Raw genomic sequence first — 16295 nt, forward strand, 5'->3', positions numbered from 1 at the left:
GAAGGCCGTCAGAGCAGGCCGTGCCGCGGCGGCTTGGTGCCGTTGAGGACGTACCGGCCGATGTGCTGGATCTTCCAGCGGGCCGGGTCGTGCAGGGTGTGGGTGCGGGCGTCGCGCCAGTGGCGGTGCAGGCCCAGGGAGTCGAGGGCCGAGCGGGTGCCGGAGACCTCGAAGAGCGCGCTGCCGACCTCGACGGCGGCATCCGCAGCCGCCACCTTGGCCGTGGCCACCGCGATCGAGGCCTCGGCGGCCGTGGCGTCGGTCAGATCGGCTGCCGCGGCGTCCACGGCCCTCGCCGCCGCGGTGAGCAGCGCGTCGGCGGCCCGCACCCGGATCGCCAGTTCGCCGAACCGCTGGATCAGCAGCGGGTCGTCGGCCGCGGTCGCGTGCCCCTCGTCGACGCTCTCGAACCAGGGGCGGCTCTTCGTACGGACGAACTCCACCGCCTCGGTCAGGGCTCCGGAGGCGATCCCGGCGTCGATGGCGGCGTGCAGCAACTGAGCTACCGGGCCATGGAGTTGGGGCCCCCGGAAGGTGAGGTGGTGCGGCACGACCCGGTCGGCGGGGACCGGAACCGACTCCAGGCGCACGGTTCCGCTGGCGGTGGTGCGCTGTCCCATCCCGTCCCAGTCGTCCACGACCGTCAGGCCGGGCGCGTCCCGCGGCACGTACGCCACGTGCAGGTTGTCGTCGTCGGCGCGGGCGAGGACGGGGATCCAGTGCGCGAACAGCGCTCCGGTGGAGTAGTGCTTGACGCCGTCGAGGACGTACGACCCGTCCGGGCGGCGCGCGAGCCGGGTGCGGATGTCCTGGATGTGCCGGGTGCCCGCCTCGGACTGGGCGTTGCCCAACCGTTTCCCCTTCAGCACCTCGCCGAAGAAGAACGACTTCTGCTCGTCGGTCCCCTGCCGGCGCAGCACGTTGATGTACACGAAGTGGCTCTGTGGGATCTGGGCGAGGCTGGCGTCCGCGGCGCCCAGCAGGCGGAAGATCTCGGCGAGTGTCTCCGCGCGGACGTCCGCGCCGCCGAACTCCGCGGGCACCGTCACGGCGAGCAGCCCGGAGGCCGACAGCCGTTCCAGCTCCGCGTGCGGGAGCCGACGCCGCGCGTCCCGCTCGGCGGCGTCCTTGCGGAAGTCCGCGGCGAGTTCCGCGGCGACGGCGAGGGCCTCGTCGTCGCCGTTGATCACGGTCGCGGCGCTCATCCGGTGGCCGCCAGCAGGGTCGTACGCCCGCCGAGAGCGGCCGAGAACTGGTCGGTGACCTGCGCCAGGGCCTCGGCCGCGCCGGGTACGACGGTCAGCGCGCCGTCGTCGCCCACGGTGATGTCCTTGTCGAGCGTGAACCAGCCCTGGACGATGTGCGCGGCGCCCATGGAGCTCAGCACGGGGCGCAGGGCGTAGTCGATGGCCAGGACGTGGGCGGTGGTGCCGCCGGTGGCCAGCGGCAGAACCGTCTTGCCCGTCAGCGCGTACTGCGGGAGCAGGTCGAGCAGCGACTTCAGCAGCCCGGAGTACGCGGCCTTGTAGACGGGGGTGCCGATCACCACCCCGTCCGCCTGCTCGAACAGCGCGGTGGCCCGGGTGATCTCCGGGTGCCGGAAGTCGGCGCCGAGCAGGGCTTCGGCGGGGAGAGTACGGACGTCCAGTGGGATCACCTCGTGCCCCTGCGCGAAGAGCCGGTCGTCCAGATGGCGCAGGAGCCGTGCGGTGCGGGAGGTGGCGGAGGGGCTTCCGGAGACGGACAGGACGGTGGCCATGCGGGGACCTTTCAGGAGTACGGCGGAGGTCAGGCGTGGACGGTGACGGGCTCGGGTTCCTGGGCCTCCAGTTCGCGCACGAGGGGCAGCACGCGGCGGCCGAAGTACTCGACCTCCTCGTGGTAGTGCAGGAAGCCGAGGAGGAAGAGGTCGACGCCGAGCCGCTTGTAGGCGACGATCCGATCGGCGATCTGCTCCGGCGTGCCGATCAGTCCCGTACGGAAGCCGTCGTTGTACTGGACAAGGTCCTCGAAGGCGGAGTCCTGCCACATGCCCTTGCCGTCCCCGGTGGACGGACCGGCCTGCTGTACGGCGTCACGGAAACCGTGGACGGCCTGTGTGTCGGCCTTGGCGACGATCTCGCGGAGTGTCTCGCGGGCCTCGGCCTCGGTGTCCCGTGCGATGAGGAAGCCGTTGAGGCCGAACTTCGGTGGCGTACGGCCCACTTGGGCGGCGGAGAGACGCACGTCGTTGATCTGTTCGGTGACGCCGTCGAAGTCCTTGCCGTTGCTGAAGTACCAGTCGGAGACGCGACCGGCCATGGCGCGGGCCGCCGTGGAGTTGCCGCCCTGGAAGATCTCGGGGTGGGGCCGGCCGGGGACGTCGACGGGCTTGGGCTTCAAGGAGAAGTCACGGATGCGGTAGAAGTCGCCGGCCAACTCCGCGTGGTCCTCGGTCCAGATGGCGCGCAGGGCGCGGATGAACTCCTCCGAGCGCCGGTACCGTTCGTCGTGCTCCAGCCACGGTTCGCCGAGGGCGGTGAACTCGCCCTTGAACCAGCCGCTGACGACGTTCACCGCGAAGCGGCCGTGCGACAGGTGGTCGGCGGTGGCGCCGAGCTTGGCGAGCACACCCGGGTGCCACAGGCCGGGATGGACGGCGGCGATGACCTTCAGCCGCTGGGTGGCGAGCAGCAGGGCGAGGCTGAAGCTGGTCGACTCGTGCTGGAACTCGGCGCCATAGCTGGCCATGTAGCGGACCTGGCTGAGGGCGTAGTCGAAGCCGTTGTTCTCGGCGAGCACGGCCAGTTCGCGGTTGTAGTCGTAGCCCCAGTCGGTGCGCTGCTCGATGGTGCTGGTGACGAGGCCGCCGCTGACGTTCGGCACCCAGTAGGCGAAGCGGACGGGGTCGGATCCGGGCGGTACGGGCATGGGGAGCTCCTGGCAGGAATGCGCACGCGAAAGGGCGCGTGCGGTGACAGGGAAATGTGTTCAGTGATCGGGATTCAGGCGTGCGGGGACGACGTGCCCGGGAAAGCCGAAATCAGCACGGAAAACGGCCGAACGTGGAATTCACGAAGGGAGATCGGCGCATGTCCGAGGGTCTCCCTCGGGTGCGCTCAGACCCGACAGCGACAACAGGAGCTGGAGACACGCGCGAGGTCGACGTGGCGTCGCCGCGTGAGATCGTGTCGCTTCATGTCACCGATCCAACCAAGTGGGCGTCCGGCCGGTCAAGAAGGCCCGGAGGTGATTCCACATGGTGAGAGTCGGTATTCACGAGGTTGTGACAGGGATTCCCTTGAACTCGGCTCGCGGCGGGCGGCAGCCTCCTGGTGTGCGTATCGAACAGCTCGAGTGCATCGCCGCCGTCACACGGTTCGGCTCGCTGCGGCGGGCTGCCGAGGAACTGCACCTGTCCCAGCCGGCGCTCAGCGAGACCGTACGCAATCTGGAGCGCGAACTGGGCGTGGACCTGCTGGAGCGCAAGCGGTCCGGGGCGAAGATCAGCGATGAGGGCCGGGAGCTGCTGCCGCACATCACGAATGTGCTGGACACGGTCGACCGACTGCGCGGCTCGGCCGGCGACCAGCACCGCATCAGCTCCACCGACGGCGCCGAGATGGGCAAGCTGATGGTCGCCGAGGGGCTGGGGGCCACGGTGCTGCCCGACTTCAGCGTCGTCGGCGACCCGCTGGAGCGGCGGGGCGCGATCACCGTGCGTCCGCTCGCGGGGGACGGAACCGAGGTGCTGCTGGTGGTGCAGCGCCGCCATTCCGGTTCCGTCCCGCGGGCCGTCCGCGATCTGCACGAGCTCTTCGTACGCAACGCCCGCGCGTACCAAGTCTCTTGCTGTACTTCGCCCAACGGCTGTCCAAGTCTCCTGGTCAACCAGACGCTCTGATCCATGTCTCGTCGGCAGCGACGTCCCGTGCTGTGGCGATCGGCCACGCCGACAGAGGGACGTCGCTGCCGGGGGGCGGCGGTCAGTGCGCCTTTGGTCCGGTGACCGCGGTCGCACGGCCCGGCGTGGCGGCGGCCGCGACGAGTGCGCCGAGCACCGTGCAGAGCCGGGTGATGCCGTCCTGGTCCTCCGCGGCAAGCCAGTCGGCGAAGTCGCTCACCCCGTCGGCATGTCGCGGTGCTCGACGGAGAGGCAGGTGTCGATCAATGCCTGCTGGGCGGCGTCGCATTGACCGGTTCACTGCTCGAGTTCCCCTGGGCCTGCGTCTGTGACACACGCCCCATCAACCCTCCCCAGTTTGATGCCAGTTGGAATCTAACCTATGCTGACTTTAGATTATGATCATAATCTAAAGTCGGATCCGATCACACGACCCCAACAACCGGGAGCAGACATGGAACTCAAGAACGCCGTCGCAGTGGTAACCGGCGCCAACCGCGGGCTCGGACGCCACCTGGCCGCCCAACTCCTGGAGCGCGGCGCGAAGGTGTACGCGGCGGCACGCCGCCCGGAGACTGTCGACCTGGAGGGCGTGACCCCGCTCCGTCTGGACGTGACGGACGAGGAGTCGATCCGGGCCGCAGCCCGTATCGCATCCGACGCGACACTGCTGGTGAACAATGCCGGCATCTCCACGGGCACACCTCTGATCGCCGGCGGCCAGGACGCGGTGCGACTGGAGATGGAGACGAACTTCTTCGGCCCGCTCGCCGTGACTCGGGCCTTCGCCCCGGTCATCGGGGACAACGGCGGTGGCGCGATACTGAACGTCCTGTCCGTGCTCTCCTGGCTGCACGTCGCCGACCACGGGTCGTATTCGGCGGCCAAGTCAGCCGCATGGGCGCTGACCAATGCGACCCGGGAGGAGCTGGCGCCTCGCGGCATCACCGTATCGGCGCTGCACGTCGGCTACATGGACACCGACATGGCCGCCGTCATCACCGGCGAGCAGAAGGCCGACCCCGCCGACGTCGCGGCCCAGGCCCTGGCGGGCATCGAGAAGGGTCTGCCCGAAATCCTCGCCGATGAGACCACACGGCACGTCAAGCAGGGCCTGGCCGCAGCACCTGCCTCGGCATGAGGCCGTATCCGGGAAGGTAGCGGGACGAACGGAGCTCCCATCCGGTTTCGGACCAGAACGGAGACGGTGATCGGGGCTTTCGTGGCGGAGTGGTGTGGCGACAAGGCCTCCCTACGTGGCCGTTTCACATGCCGACGAGAGCCGGCCACCGCTCCGTACCGCTCCTCGGTTTCCCCCGCCCTTCCCTCCACTTCCGCAAGCCGGCCGGGCCCGCGACACCGGCGCGGCGCCCGGCCCGCGCGGTGCGCTGCGTCCGGGTCGACGGCCCGCCACAGATACTGCCGCAGCGAATCGGCGTACCGCTTCCCGAACTTCACACACCAGCGGCGGCCGGTCTCGTAGGAGACGATCACGCCGTGCTCAAGCATCAGCTCAACCCGGAGATCGTCCCACCCGCTCAGCCAACGTGACAGCGCCTGTCCCGGTCGTCCTGACGGATGGCTGGCGGTCGCGTCACGCGGCCACTCGCGCCGATCGTCCCGGTCGGCGCCCGTCAGTGTCATGGTGGATCGGTGTGTGTGAGTCGCTCAAGGGCAGGCCTGTTCCGCCGTGGCGGGCGGCGACGATCTCAGCCGCGATGGACAGGGCCGTCTCCTCGGGTGTGCGGGCGCCGAGATCGAGGCCGATCGGTGAGTGCAGGCGCGTCAGTTCGGCTTCGGTGAGGCCCGTTTCGCGGAGCCTGCGGTCGCGGTCCTCGTGCGTGCGGCGTGAGCCCATCGCGCCGATGTAGGCGGCCGGCAGCCGCAGTGCCGTCTCCAGGAGGGGTACGTCGAACTTGGCGTCGTGGGTGAGGACGCACACCACCGTGCGGTCGTCGGACCGGGCGCGGTGCAGGTAGCGGTGCGGCCAGTCGACCACGATGTCGTCGGCCTCGGGAAAGCGTGACCGGGTGGCGAAGACGGGCCGGGCATCGCACACCGTGACGTGGTAACCGAGGAACTTGCCCACGCGCACCAGCGCCGCGGCGAAGTCGATGGCACCGAAGACGAGCATGCGCGGCGGCGGCACGATCGACTCGACGAGCAGGGTCAGGTCCGGTTCGCAGTGGGATCCGTCCTGCGCGATGTCGAAGGTGCCGGTGCGGCCGGCGTTCAGCAGCGAGCGGGTTTCGTCGACGACGGCGCGGTCCAGGTCGGGATGTCCGCCGACTTCACCTTTGTAGGATCCGTCGTGACGGACCGCCAGCGCCCGCCCGAGGAGCCAAGCCGGGCCACGGACCACGCGGGCGAGTGCCACCGCCTCGCCCCGGGCGGCAGCCGTCAGCGCCGTCTGGAATGTCTTCCTGTCCGGTCCGCCGGCGGGTATGGGGGTGACCAGGATGTCGAGGACGCCGCCGCAGGTCAGGCCCACGGCGAAGGCGTCCTCGTCGCTGTACCCGAACCGCTCGCGCACCGCCACGCCGTCGGCGAGCGCCTGGGCGCACAGGTCGTAGACCGCGCCTTCGACACAGCCGCCGGAGACCGAGCCGATGGCCGTGCCGTCGGCGTCGACGGCGAGCGCGGCGCCCGGCCCGCGCGGTGCGCTGCCGCTGACGGCCACGACCGTGGCGACGGCGAAGTCCCGCCCCTCCTCGAGCCACCGGTTCAGCACGTCCGCGATGTCCAGCATGGGCATGTCTTTCTTGTCGTAGTGCGAACATCGGGCCGTCGTCGCGCCTGCGGCACCCGTAAGGCCACGCGCGACGACGGCCCACAACTGCCGTCGTCTCAGAGCAGCTTGTCCAGCGTGATCGGCAGGTCCCGGATCCGCTTGCCGGTCGCGTGATGGACGGCGTTCGCGATCGCGGCCGCCACGCCGGTCGTGCCGACCTCGCCCAGCCCGATGATGCCCAGGGGCATCGTCTTGTCCGGTTCGTCGAGCCAGTCGACGTCGATCGGGGGGATGTCGGCGTGCACCGGCACGTAGTAGGAGTCGAGCCCGGCGCTCATGGTGCGCCCGTTGCGGGGGTCGACCAGGCTCTGCTCCGACATCGCCATGCCGATGCCCATGACCACAGCCCCGCGCAGCTGGCTGGCCGCGGTCTTGGGGTTGATGATCCGGCCGACGTCGAACATGCCGAGCCAGCGCGAGATCCGCAGTTCGCCGGTGTCGGCGTTCACTCGCACCTCACAGAATTGCGCGCCGCGGGCGGCTTTTGACCAGCGCTGGTCCTTCAGGAAGTTGGACAGGAAGCGGCCCTGACTGCCCAGCGCACCCAACCGTGTGTCCGACCCGACCGAGGCCTCGATGAACGGGCGCCCCGCCGCGCGCAGGGCGGACGCTGGTTCCTGACCGGTCGTGCCCGTACGCCGGGCCAGGGCACTCACCTTCCGGGTCAGCTCGGCGCACGCGGCGAGGACGCTGGTGGCCACCGTCGCCGTCTGGTTCGAGTTGCCGGCCATCGGTCCGGACGGCAGGGTCGAATCGCCGTACTCGACCCGGACCTTCTCGTACGCGATGCCGAGCGCGTCCGCGGCGATCTGTGCCTGTACGGTCGCGGCGCCCATGCCCATCTCGTGGAAACCGCACTGCACGAGCGCGCTGCCGTCGTCGCTCAGCCGTACCTTGACGTCGGCGACCAGGCGCAGGGCCGGGTGGTAGGCCGTGGCCGTGCCCATGCCGACGAGCCACTCGCCGTCCCGCATGGAGCGGGGTTCGGGGTTGCGGTCCGCCCAGCCGAAGCGTTCGGCGCCCCTCTCGAAGGCTTCACGCTGCATCCGCTGGGAGAACTTCTTGCCATCCGTCGGATCCGTTGCGGGCTCGTTGCGCAGCCGCAGGTCGATCGGGTCCATGGACAGCTCGTAGGCGAGTTCGTCCAGCGCCGATTCCAGCACGAAGCTGCCGATCGCCTCGCCAGGGGCGCGCAGCCAGGTGTTGGGCATCAGATCCATCGGGACGAGGTTCTGCCGGGTCAGCATGTTCTCGGCACCGTAGAGGTGCCGGGCCGGCGAGCTGGTCGCCTCGAGCAGGCCCCCGGCCGAGCCCGTGCGGGTGATGCTGTCCTGGATCAGCGAGGTGAGCCGGCCGTCACGGGTCGCACCGAGTGCGATCCGGTTGGTCGAGGCGGTGCGCCCACCGGTGGCGCGGCTGACGGCCGTGCGACTCAGCGCCAGGCGCACGGGCCGTCCGACAGCCTTGGCCGCCATCGCCGCGATGACCGTGCCGGGCCAGACGGCGAACTTCCCGCCGAAGCCGCCTCCCAGGAACTCGGCACGGACACGGACGTGGGACGCCGGCACACCGAACCGCCAGGCCAGGTAGCGGCCGGTCTGGTTGATCGCCTGGGTGGTGTCGTGCACGGTGAGATGGTCACCGCTCCAGACGGCGATCGTCGCGTGCGGTTCGATCGCGTTGTGCTGCAGGCCGGGCGTGGTGTAGCGCAGGTCGACCGACACCTCCGCAGCGGCCAGCGCCGCCTCCGCGTCGCCCTTCTTCTTCAGGCCGGCGAAGGCGAGGTCGCCCTTCGCCGGGGTGGCGTTCTTCTGCTCGGCGGCGAAGTCCACCCGCGCGGGCAGCCGGTCGTAGGTCACTTCGACGAGCGACGCGGCATCGTTCGCCGCGGCCGAGGTCTCCGCGACCACGACGGCGATCGGCTGGCCGTCCCAGAAGACCTGATCGGTGTTGAGGTAGTCGACGTCGGTTCCCGAGACGTCGGGTCCCAGGTCACGCACGATGTTGGGTTTGCGAGGTGGTTTGATCCTCGGCGCGTTGAGGTGGGTGACGACCGCCACGACGCCGGGCACCGCGGCCGCCGCGGCCGTGTCGATGCCGGTGATCGTGCCACGGGCGACGGTGGCATGGACCAGTGTCGCGTACGTGAGGTTCGGGTAGTGGTGCTCGGCGGAGAACCGCACCGCCCCGGTCACCTTCGCGTGGCCGTCCCGGCGGTCCACCGGCCGGCCGACCGCGCCCCCGACGGGTACGGAGGTGTCCGCGCCGGGCTCGGAGCCTGTCCTGGTGCGTGTGGTCACGATGCGCTCCGCTCGGCGTTGAGTTTCCGCAGCACGGCCACGACCGTCCGCTGGGCCAGGTCAATCTTGAAGGCGTTGTCGGGCAGGGGCAGGGCGGGGGCGAGTTCGGCGGCGGCGGCGTGGGCGAAGCTCTCGTCGGTGGCTTCGGCGCCGAGCAGGTGCTGTTCCGCGATGTGTGCCCGCCACGGCTTGGTCGCGACGCCGCCGAGTGCGAGGCGGACGTCGGTGACCACGCCGTCCTCGACGGCCAGCGCGGCGGCGACGGAGACGAGGGCGAAGGCGTAGGACGCGCGGTCGCGGACCTTGCGGTACCGCGAGTGGGTCGCGACCGGCACCGCAGGCAGTTCGACGGCCGTGATCAGCTCGTCGGCGGCCAGCACCGTCTCGATGTGCGGCGTGTCGCCGGGCAGCCGGTGGAACTCGCCGACCGGGATACGCCGCACGCCGCGTACGCTCTCCACCTCGACGACCGCGTCGAGCATCGTCAGCGCCACCGCCATGTCCGAGGGATGCGTCGCGACGCAGTGCTCGCTCGCCCCCAGCACCGCACTGCCGCGGGAAAACCCGCCGATCGCGTCACAACCGCTGCCGGGCACACGCTTGTTGCACGCCGAGGCCTCGTCGTAGAAGTACATGCAACGGGTGCGCTGCAGCAGGTTGCCTCCTACCGTCGCCATGTTCCGCAGCTGGGCGGACGCCCCCAGCAGGATGGCCTGCGCCAGCACCGGATAGCGGGTGCGGATGAGGGGGTCCGCCGCGAGCCGGCTGTTGGTCACCAGGGCGCCGACGCGGAGGCTGCCGTCGGCAAGTTCCTCGATCCCGGTCAGCGGCAGGCGGGTGATGTCCACGACCGCCGCCGGCTCTTCGATGCCCTCCCGCATGAGGTCGACAAGGTTCGTCCCGCCCGCGAGGAACTTCACGCCTTCGCTGCCGGTGATCGCGTGCAGCGCCGTGGCCGTGTCCGGTGCGCTGAGGTAGGAGAACGACTTCACTTCGCGACCTCCTTGATCGCCGAGACGATGCCGTTGTAGGCGCCGCAGCGGCACAGGTTGCCGCTCATCCGCTCCCGGATCTCCGCCTCGTCCAGCTCCCCGCCCGTGTCGGCGAGGTGCTCGGTCGCCGCGCTGGGCGCACCCTCCTTGTGCTCGGCGAGCATGCCGATCGCCGAACAGATCTGGCCCGGCGTGCAGTAGCCGCACTGGAATCCGTCCGTGCGGACGAACGCCTCCTGGAGCGGGTGGTCGACCCCTTCGATGGTCGTGATCTCGCGGCCCTGGTACTGCACCGCCAGTGCGAGGCAGGCGTTGATCCGCCGGCCGTCGGCCAGCACCGTGCAGGCGCCGCAGGCGCCCTGGTCACAGCCCTTCTTGGTGCCCGTATGGCCCAGGTACTCGCGCAGCGCGTCCAGCAGGCTCACCTGTGGTGAGACGTCCAGCCGTTGGGCGGATCCATTGATCCGCAGCTCGATCTCCACGTAGTCATTCCTCCGGTTCGCCCGTGGGCTCGTTCTCATGGGGGCCACCAGGCACATAGGCCGGGACAAGAGGGACTCCGCTCCGCGGACTGCGAAGCCGCCGACCGGGGAACCGAATCACGAGAGTACATCCATAATTAAAACAAGAACGTAGCACTTTGACGAGCTACCGCATCTTAGAAGTCTCGATTTTACATTCACATGCAACAGCATTGATGCAAATCATCATAAATCCGCAGGCCAGGCGTATGGTCTTCGGTGCATCACGAATCAACAACGGGAGTGAAGAAGCATGGGTCGACCCCTGCGGGCCGATGCCGCGCGCAGTGTGCGCGCGATTCTGGAGGCGGCCGAGCACGTGCTCGCCGAAGACCCCGGCGCCTCCATGGAGCAGATCGCCGAGCAGGCGGGCGTGGCCAGAACAACCGTGCACCGGCGGTTCGCCAACCGCCAGGCCCTCATCGAAGCACTCGCCGCCTCGGCGAAGCAGCAGCTCATGGAGTCCATAGAGGACGCCCACCTGGACACCGCCCCACCGCTCGTGGCACTGCACCGCGTCACGGCGAACGCACTGCGGATCAAGAGCGTCTGGCGGTTCACCCTCGGTCACCCCCTCGCCGACACACCCCTCACCGCGGTGATCTGGTCCGAGATCAACGCCGGTGCCCTGGAGTTCCTCGCCCGGGCCCAGCGCGAAGGGCTCCTCGCCCCGGAAGCGGACCTCATGTGGGCGCGGCGGGTCTACTACGCCCTCCTCGACGAGGCTCTGCACGGAGGCGGCGCGGATCTCGCCCCGGACCAGGTCCGGCAGAACGCCGACGCACTGGCCACGCTCGTCGTCGACACGTTCCTGCGCGGCATGGGACCCCACGGCTGAACAGCCGGGCCTGCGGCCCCGTCCCGTCTTGCCCTCCGCCGCCAGCCGTACCGTCGTGGACAGTGCCCGGACACAAGGGCAGAGAGGCCAGGTGCGCCATGCCTCGCACCGGCGGGCCGCCCGGCCGACGCGCACAACAGCCGGACAAGGCCCACGCCGTCGAGTCCGTGACCATTACGGTGACGGACGGCGACGCACGTGTGGCCTACTGGAGCCGCGAGGCCCAGGAGTTCCTGGGATACACCTCTGCGGAGATCATCGGCCGGCCCTTGGACGATCTGCTCTCCGCCGACTTCGCTGCCAGCCTCCGCTTCCAGGCAGCTCAGTGAATTCGGGCGAGAACGTCTGGATTTGCGCAGTGCGCGAGTGGCTGGCCTTGCAGGAATCGCTCTACTTCCGAGGCCACGATGGAGGCGGCGTTGAAAGCGGTCTGCTTGCTGGCGCCGGCCAAATGGGGCGTCATGACGATGTTGGGGGTCGTCAGCAGGCGTGAGCCCGCGGGAATCGGCTCGCGAGGGAAGACGTCGAAGGCCGCGCCGAAGAGCTTTTCGGCGTCCAGGGCGTCGCACACGGCGTCGTAGTCGACGAGGGACCCGCGGGCACAGTTGACCAGCACGCCGCCCGCGGGCATCAGGTCGATCATCTGCCGGGAGATCAAGCCTTCGGTTTCCGGAGTCGCGCGGGCGTGGACGGTCACGAACGTGGAGCGCCGCATGAGGTCCGCCAGGTCGGTGACCTCGGCCGGTGACACGTCGTCCGGACGGACAAAGGGGTCGGCGACGAGCACGTGGGCGCCGAAGCCGCGCAGGATGCGGGCGACCCGGGAGCCGATGGCGCCGTATCCGACGATGCCGACGGTGCTGCCCTCGAGCTCCGGCCCGACCTTGTCGAACATGTAGTAGTCACCTCGCCAGGTGCCTGCGGCGAGGTCCGCGTGGGTGGCGGGGACGCGTCGGGCCGCGGCCATCATGAGGGCGACCGTGTGCTCGGCGGTGGCGGTGGCGTTGCGCCCGGGGGCGAAGGAGACCGCGACGCCGTGCCGGGTGGCTGCTTCGAGGTTGGCGTTGACGGGGCCGCCGCGGCTGACGCAGAACAGGCGTAGATCGGGGCTGGCTTTGAGGATCCGTTCGGTGAGCGGTGCCATCTGGGTGACGCAGATGTCGACTCCGTCGAGGGCCTCGATGAGCTGGTCCTCGGTGCCCGATGCCTCCCGTACCTCGGCCACCTCCCCGAAGGGCTCGACCGGCCAGGGCAGGGTGAGTTCGCGGAAGGTCGCGCCGGGTGCGGCCGGCCGGAGCCTGTCGGTGAGCAGGCAGTTGAGGACGAAGTGGTCACCGGCGGCGAGGATGGTGGTCACTTGAGCTCTCCTGGGGTCACGGGGCGGTTCAGTGTCAGCAGCGAGGGCCCGCCGTCGTCGAGCACGACTTCGTTCAGGGCGCAGTTGGCCAGGAACGGGAAGGTCCGGCGGTACTGGCGCAGCGGCAGGCCGAGTATGCGGCAGAGCGCGAGCCGGATCGCGGTGGAGTGGCCCACGACGAGGACGCGGCCTTCGCGGTGATCGGCCTGGAGGTCGGTGAGGAACTCCAGATAGCGGTCGCTGGCGGCCAGGGGGTTCTCTCCCTTGGGGAAGTGGTTCGTCACCGGGTCGGCCTGGAAGGCTGAAAGGTGGTCGGGAAACCGCTGATGCATCTCCGCGCGCGTGAGGCCCTCGGCGATACCGAAGTCGAGTTCGCGCAGCCGTTCGTCCACGCTCACCGGCAGCCCGGTGCTCACCGCGCTGTCGCGTGCGGTTTCCTGCGATCGTGTGAGTGGGGAGGCGAAGATCGCGGTCAGGTCCGCCTGTTCCGCCCAGTCCGCGAGAGCGCGTGATTGTGCGTGGCCGCGCTCGGTGAGCGCGATGTCGGTGCTGCCGGCATACCGGTTTTCGGCGTGCCACAGGGTCTCCCCGTGTCGGACGAAGATGGCATGGAGGCTCAATGTGCCGTCCTTTCTCGTGCGTGGGTCGCGACGACGCCGGGGAGCCAGCCGCGTTGGACAAGCAGATCGAGCAGTCGGAAGTAACCCTCGTCGTGCGGGTTTTTCTCTGAACGGCGTGGTTCGAGGGTCCGGTCGAGTCGCACCATCGCGGCGGCCACGCTGTCCAGAGCGTCACGGCTCGATGCGGCCAAGACCGCCATGCCGAGCGCGGGTTGCGCGTTGCGCGGAAGGGTTACCGGGCGTTGCAGTACATCGGCGCGCAGCTGGTTCCACAGGGGGTTGCGGGTGGCCCCGCCGGTGAGGACGATCGCTCCGTCGGTCGGGGCGCCGAGCAGGTCCACGTAGTCGAAGCAGAGCCGTTCGATGTATGCGGCGCCCTGGAGCAGTGCGGCGAAGGACTCGGCCCGGGTGGCCGGCTCGCGGCTGCCGAACGCGCGGGCGTCCGCGGCGACGAACGGGAACCGTTCTCCCGGGGAGACCAGCGGATAGCGCAACAGGTCGGTGGGCAGCAGTGCCGCGGCCTCGCGGGTGAGCATGTCCAGGTCGGCGTCCGCGAATTCGCGTGCGACCAGGCCGGCTCCGACACTGGATGCTCCGCCGGGCAGCCAGTGGCCAGAGGGCGATCGGTGGGAGTAGACGACCCCGTGCGGATCATGGACGAGGTCTTTGGTGACGCCTTTGAGGACCAGCGTGGTGCCCATGACCGAGTTCCAACTGCCGACGGCCGTCGCGCCGGAGCCCAGTTGTGCCGCGCAGCCGTCGGTCATCCCGGCGACGACGGCGGTGCCTTCGCTGAGCCCGGTCTCGGCGGCGGCCGCGGCGCAGACCTGGCCGATGACCGTGCCGGGCAGCACCAGGTCGGGCAGCATCGCGCGGGGGATCTCCAACGCGGCGAGAACGGGCTCGGGCCAGGTCACCTGTGCGGCGTCGGCGCCGGTCTTGAGCGCGTTGCTGGTGTCGGTGGGCACCTCGTGCCCGACGAGCTTGCTGTTGATGACATCGTTCTGATGCGCCAGTCGCCAGCCGTTCTCAGCGGCGTGGGGATAGTGGTTGAGCAGCCATCGGAGCTTGGGCAGAGCCCAGGATCGCTGCATCCGCCGGTAGCCGGCCTTGGCCCACTGCTGCTCCCCGGCGGCGTTGACCTGCTCTGCCTCCGCGGCGGCGCGCCCGTCGTCGTACATCAGGGCTGGTGTCACACAGAGGCCACGGCGGTCCAGCATGGTGATGGTGCCGGAGGTCGCGTCCACGGCCACCCCCTGGACCCGGCGCAGGTCGGCACCCGCGGCGCGTGCCCGGTCGATCGCCGTGAGGACGGCGCGCCACCACTGCTCGGGGTGCTGTTCATGGCGATCGCCCTCCCGGCGGCTGGTCAGCGGGCACGAGCCCTCGCCCAGCAGACTGCCGTCGGACGCGGCGACGACCACGCGTACGCCCTGAGTCCCCAGGTCGATGCCCAGCCAGGCATCGCTTCCGCCGGCGGTCATGCGCCGACTCCACCGGTCGAGGTCGGACGTGTCTGTCCGCGGTCGCGCGTCCACAGCGGCCGGTTCAGCTCCCGCAGCTGCAGGAAGTCGGCGTACCGGTCGCTGAAGTCGTCGAACGCCTCCGGATCGGGCTGGTATGTGGCGGCAACCTCCACGTACCGGGCGGCGGCGGTCGGGAAGTCCGGCTCACGGCCGGTGGCGACCAGGCCGGTCAGCCAGGCGCCGCGGGCCCCGACCTCCGCGGAGGCGGGAATCGTCACAGGAAGGCCGGTCACATCGGCGATCAGCCGCATCCAGAAGTCGCTTCTGGTGCCGCCGCCGCAGAGCGCAAGTCTGTCCGGTGAACCCGGGGCCGCGGCCAGGCAGTCGCGGATGGTCATCGTGACTCCCTCCACCAGCGCGCGGGCCACGTCTTCGCGGCCGGCTTCCAGGGAGAGGCCGGACAGGGAACCGCGCGCGGTGGGGTCGAAGAACGGGGCACGCTCGCCGGCCGGGGAGAGGTACGGGATGAACCGCACCCCGGCTGTATCGCGGCTGCCCCGCGCCGCCAGATCCATCAGATCGGTGACAGAAGTCAGTCCGAGCAGCCCCGCCCCCCAGTCCAGGACGTCGCCGCCGCTCATGGTGGGGAAGGCGCGGAGGTAGCGACCGGGGACGCCGAGCGTCACGGTGATGCCCACCGGTTCGTCGGTGACCACCGTGTCCGTGATGACCTCGGTGGACAGGGTGGTGCCGAGGATGCAGCACGCCTGTCCTGCGGTCACCGCGCCGGCGCCGATGGCGGTGGCGCAGATGTCGTACGGCGCCAGCACCACCGGGATTCCTGCGGGCAGGCCGGTCTCCGCGGCTGCCGAGGTGCTGATCGTGGTGACCCGGTGGTCGTCGTCGCGCAGCTCGGGCATGAGTTTCCGCGCCCACTGCAGGCCGTAGAGCTCGAACAGCCGGTCGGACCAGTCGCGCCGCCTGATGTCCATGAACGGTGCCGAGGCGTCCGACTCGTCGACGGCGGGCTCACCCGTCAGCTTCAGGTGAAGCCAGCCACCGCAGGTCAGCAGGTGGCTCGATCGGGCCACCCGGTCGGGGTCGTTCTCGCGCAGCCAGGCCAGTACGGCATTGGGCATGCCGGTGGACACCCGCGACCCGCTGATCCGGAACGCCTCCCGTGTCACCCCGTCGCGCTCCCACTCCGTGATCTGGGCGGTGGCCCGTCCGTCGTTCCACAGCACGGCGGGCCCGGTGGGACGGCCCTGACCGTCGACCAGCCAGGCGCCGTCGCCCTGTGCGGTGACGGCGACCATGTCGGGTACGTCGGGGAGCGCCGCGACGACTTCCCGGACGGCGTCGGCAACCGCGGCCCAGACCTCGGACATGTCCTGCTCGGCCCACCCGGTACGGGGCCGCATCACCTGGGTCGGCCGCCGGCTGACCGCCAGCTCCTTCCCGTCGTCGGCGTATCCGACCACCTTGATGGTGGTGGTGCCCGCGTCGATGGCGATCGCAGTCACCCGC

At 70.1% G+C, this 16295-nt stretch carries 16 protein-coding genes and 2 pseudogenes; 4 read left to right on the forward strand and 14 right to left on the reverse strand.

Annotated features, from left to right (window positions below; genetic code table 11):
* Positions 1–8: 8 nt before the first annotated feature.
* The 4 genes from G5C60_RS02865 to G5C60_RS53955 all read right to left on the reverse strand — a co-directional run bounded on the left by G5C60_RS02865 (position 9) and on the right by G5C60_RS53955 (position 3179).
* Positions 9–1205, reverse strand: a complete 1197-nt coding sequence (locus G5C60_RS02865; RefSeq protein WP_165254552.1) for an SfnB family sulfur acquisition oxidoreductase — start codon at positions 1203–1205, stop codon at positions 9–11.
* Positions 1202–1759, reverse strand: coding sequence for an NADPH-dependent FMN reductase (gene ssuE / locus G5C60_RS02870; RefSeq protein ID WP_165254553.1), 558 nt, complete (start codon positions 1757–1759; stop codon positions 1202–1204). The genes G5C60_RS02865 and ssuE overlap by 4 nt, the downstream gene beginning before the upstream one ends.
* A 29-nt stretch (positions 1760–1788) precedes the next feature.
* Positions 1789–2910, reverse strand: coding sequence for a dimethylsulfone monooxygenase SfnG (gene sfnG / locus G5C60_RS02875; protein WP_165254554.1), 1122 nt, complete (start codon positions 2908–2910; stop codon positions 1789–1791).
* 188 nt (positions 2911–3098) lie between these two features.
* A complete protein-coding gene (locus G5C60_RS53955) occupies positions 3099–3179 on the reverse strand; it encodes a putative leader peptide (protein ID WP_397640147.1) in 81 nt (26 codons plus the stop codon).
* 137 nt (positions 3180–3316) lie between these two features.
* Between G5C60_RS53955 and G5C60_RS02880 the strand changes: the two genes are divergently transcribed.
* Positions 3317–3883 carry a LysR family transcriptional regulator gene (locus tag G5C60_RS02880; RefSeq protein ID WP_165254555.1) on the forward strand — a complete coding sequence of 189 codons (567 nt, stop codon included), beginning with the start codon at positions 3317–3319 and terminating at the stop codon, positions 3881–3883.
* Positions 3884–3965: 82 nt separating this feature from the next.
* On the opposite strand, the pseudogene G5C60_RS02885 reads toward G5C60_RS02880, so the two are convergent.
* Positions 3966–4177, reverse strand: a pseudogene (locus G5C60_RS02885) (hypothetical protein); the annotation flags it as partial.
* 160 nt (positions 4178–4337) lie between these two features.
* Here G5C60_RS02885 and G5C60_RS02890 point away from each other — a divergent pair.
* Complete coding sequence (locus G5C60_RS02890; protein WP_165254556.1) at positions 4338–5024, forward strand: SDR family oxidoreductase; 687 nt, start codon at positions 4338–4340, stop codon at positions 5022–5024.
* A gap of 251 nt (positions 5025–5275) precedes the next feature.
* Here G5C60_RS02890 and G5C60_RS51480 read toward each other — a convergent pair.
* The 5 genes and pseudogenes from G5C60_RS51480 to G5C60_RS02910 form a co-directional block, all read right to left on the reverse strand.
* A pseudogene (locus G5C60_RS51480) lies at positions 5276–5398 on the reverse strand (IS6 family transposase); the annotation flags it as partial.
* A 79-nt stretch (positions 5399–5477) separates the two neighbouring features.
* The gene (locus G5C60_RS02895) at positions 5478–6632 is read right to left on the reverse strand and encodes an XdhC family protein (protein ID WP_165254584.1); all 1155 of its coding nucleotides are present in this window, start codon (positions 6630–6632) and stop codon (positions 5478–5480) included.
* A 98-nt stretch (positions 6633–6730) separates the two neighbouring features.
* Positions 6731–8974 (reverse strand): xanthine dehydrogenase family protein molybdopterin-binding subunit, encoded by a 2244-nt coding sequence (locus G5C60_RS02900; RefSeq protein ID WP_338145668.1) that lies wholly within the window; start codon positions 8972–8974, stop codon positions 6731–6733.
* Positions 8971–9966: an FAD binding domain-containing protein gene (locus G5C60_RS02905; protein ID WP_165254557.1), complete on the reverse strand. Its 996-nt coding sequence runs from the start codon at positions 9964–9966 to the stop codon at positions 8971–8973. Before G5C60_RS02905 ends, G5C60_RS02900 begins: the two co-directional genes overlap by 4 nt.
* On the reverse strand, positions 9963–10448 hold the full coding sequence (locus G5C60_RS02910) for a (2Fe-2S)-binding protein (protein ID WP_338145669.1): 486 nt from the start codon (positions 10446–10448) through the stop codon (positions 9963–9965). Before G5C60_RS02910 ends, G5C60_RS02905 begins: the two co-directional genes overlap by 4 nt.
* A gap of 292 nt (positions 10449–10740) precedes the next feature.
* On the opposite strand from G5C60_RS02910, the gene G5C60_RS02915 reads away from it, so the two are divergent.
* Together G5C60_RS02915 and G5C60_RS02920 are read left to right on the forward strand one after the other, a co-directional pair.
* Positions 10741–11325 (forward strand): TetR/AcrR family transcriptional regulator, encoded by a 585-nt coding sequence (locus tag G5C60_RS02915; RefSeq protein WP_165254559.1) that lies wholly within the window; start codon positions 10741–10743, stop codon positions 11323–11325.
* A 98-nt stretch (positions 11326–11423) separates the two neighbouring features.
* Entirely contained in the window at positions 11424–11654 is a 231-nt protein-coding gene (locus G5C60_RS02920) for a PAS domain-containing protein (protein WP_165254560.1), read from the forward strand.
* Here G5C60_RS02920 and G5C60_RS02925 read toward each other — a convergent pair.
* The 4 genes from G5C60_RS02925 to G5C60_RS53530 are packed head-to-tail and all read right to left on the reverse strand — an operon-like array spanning position 11648 to position 16291.
* Positions 11648–12682, reverse strand: coding sequence for an NAD(P)-dependent oxidoreductase (locus G5C60_RS02925; RefSeq protein ID WP_165254561.1), 1035 nt, complete (start codon positions 12680–12682; stop codon positions 11648–11650). The two genes, G5C60_RS02920 and G5C60_RS02925, sit on opposite strands and share 7 nt — an antisense overlap.
* The gene (locus G5C60_RS02930; RefSeq protein WP_165254562.1) at positions 12679–13302 is read right to left on the reverse strand and encodes a histidine phosphatase family protein; all 624 of its coding nucleotides are present in this window, start codon (positions 13300–13302) and stop codon (positions 12679–12681) included. The genes G5C60_RS02925 and G5C60_RS02930 overlap by 4 nt, the downstream gene beginning before the upstream one ends.
* On the reverse strand, positions 13299–14786 hold the full coding sequence (locus G5C60_RS02935; RefSeq protein ID WP_165254563.1) for an FGGY-family carbohydrate kinase: 1488 nt from the start codon (positions 14784–14786) through the stop codon (positions 13299–13301). Before G5C60_RS02935 ends, G5C60_RS02930 begins: the two co-directional genes overlap by 4 nt.
* On the reverse strand, positions 14783–16291 hold the full coding sequence (locus tag G5C60_RS53530; protein WP_165254564.1) for an FGGY family carbohydrate kinase: 1509 nt from the start codon (positions 16289–16291) through the stop codon (positions 14783–14785). Before G5C60_RS53530 ends, G5C60_RS02935 begins: the two co-directional genes overlap by 4 nt.
* Positions 16292–16295 lie beyond the last annotated feature (4 nt).

The sequence above is a fragment of the Streptomyces scabichelini genome (genome assembly GCF_011045015.1).
In the GTDB taxonomy this organism is placed as follows: domain Bacteria; phylum Actinomycetota; class Actinomycetes; order Streptomycetales; family Streptomycetaceae; genus Streptomyces; species Streptomyces scabichelini.

Bases quoted from the DNA above. Each gene is read 5' to 3' on its own strand.
- G5C60_RS02935 (WP_165254563.1), bottom strand. From the start codon at position 14,786: ATGACCGCCGGCGGAAGCGATGCCTGGCTGGGCATCGACCTGGGGACT.
- G5C60_RS02890 (WP_165254556.1), top strand. From the start codon at position 4,338: ATGGAACTCAAGAACGCCGTCGCAGTGGTAACCGGCGCCAACCGCGGG.
- G5C60_RS02865 (WP_165254552.1), bottom strand. From the start codon at position 1,205: ATGAGCGCCGCGACCGTGATCAACGGCGACGACGAGGCCCTCGCCGTC.
- sfnG (WP_165254554.1), bottom strand. From the start codon at position 2,910: ATGCCCGTACCGCCCGGATCCGACCCCGTCCGCTTCGCCTACTGGGTG.
- G5C60_RS02915 (WP_165254559.1), top strand. From the start codon at position 10,741: ATGGGTCGACCCCTGCGGGCCGATGCCGCGCGCAGTGTGCGCGCGATT.
- G5C60_RS02920 (WP_165254560.1), top strand. From the start codon at position 11,424: ATGCCTCGCACCGGCGGGCCGCCCGGCCGACGCGCACAACAGCCGGAC.
- G5C60_RS53955 (WP_397640147.1), bottom strand. From the start codon at position 3,179: ATGAAGCGACACGATCTCACGCGGCGACGCCACGTCGACCTCGCGCGT.
- G5C60_RS02895 (WP_165254584.1), bottom strand. From the start codon at position 6,632: ATGCTGGACATCGCGGACGTGCTGAACCGGTGGCTCGAGGAGGGGCGG.
- ssuE (WP_165254553.1), bottom strand. From the start codon at position 1,759: ATGGCCACCGTCCTGTCCGTCTCCGGAAGCCCCTCCGCCACCTCCCGC.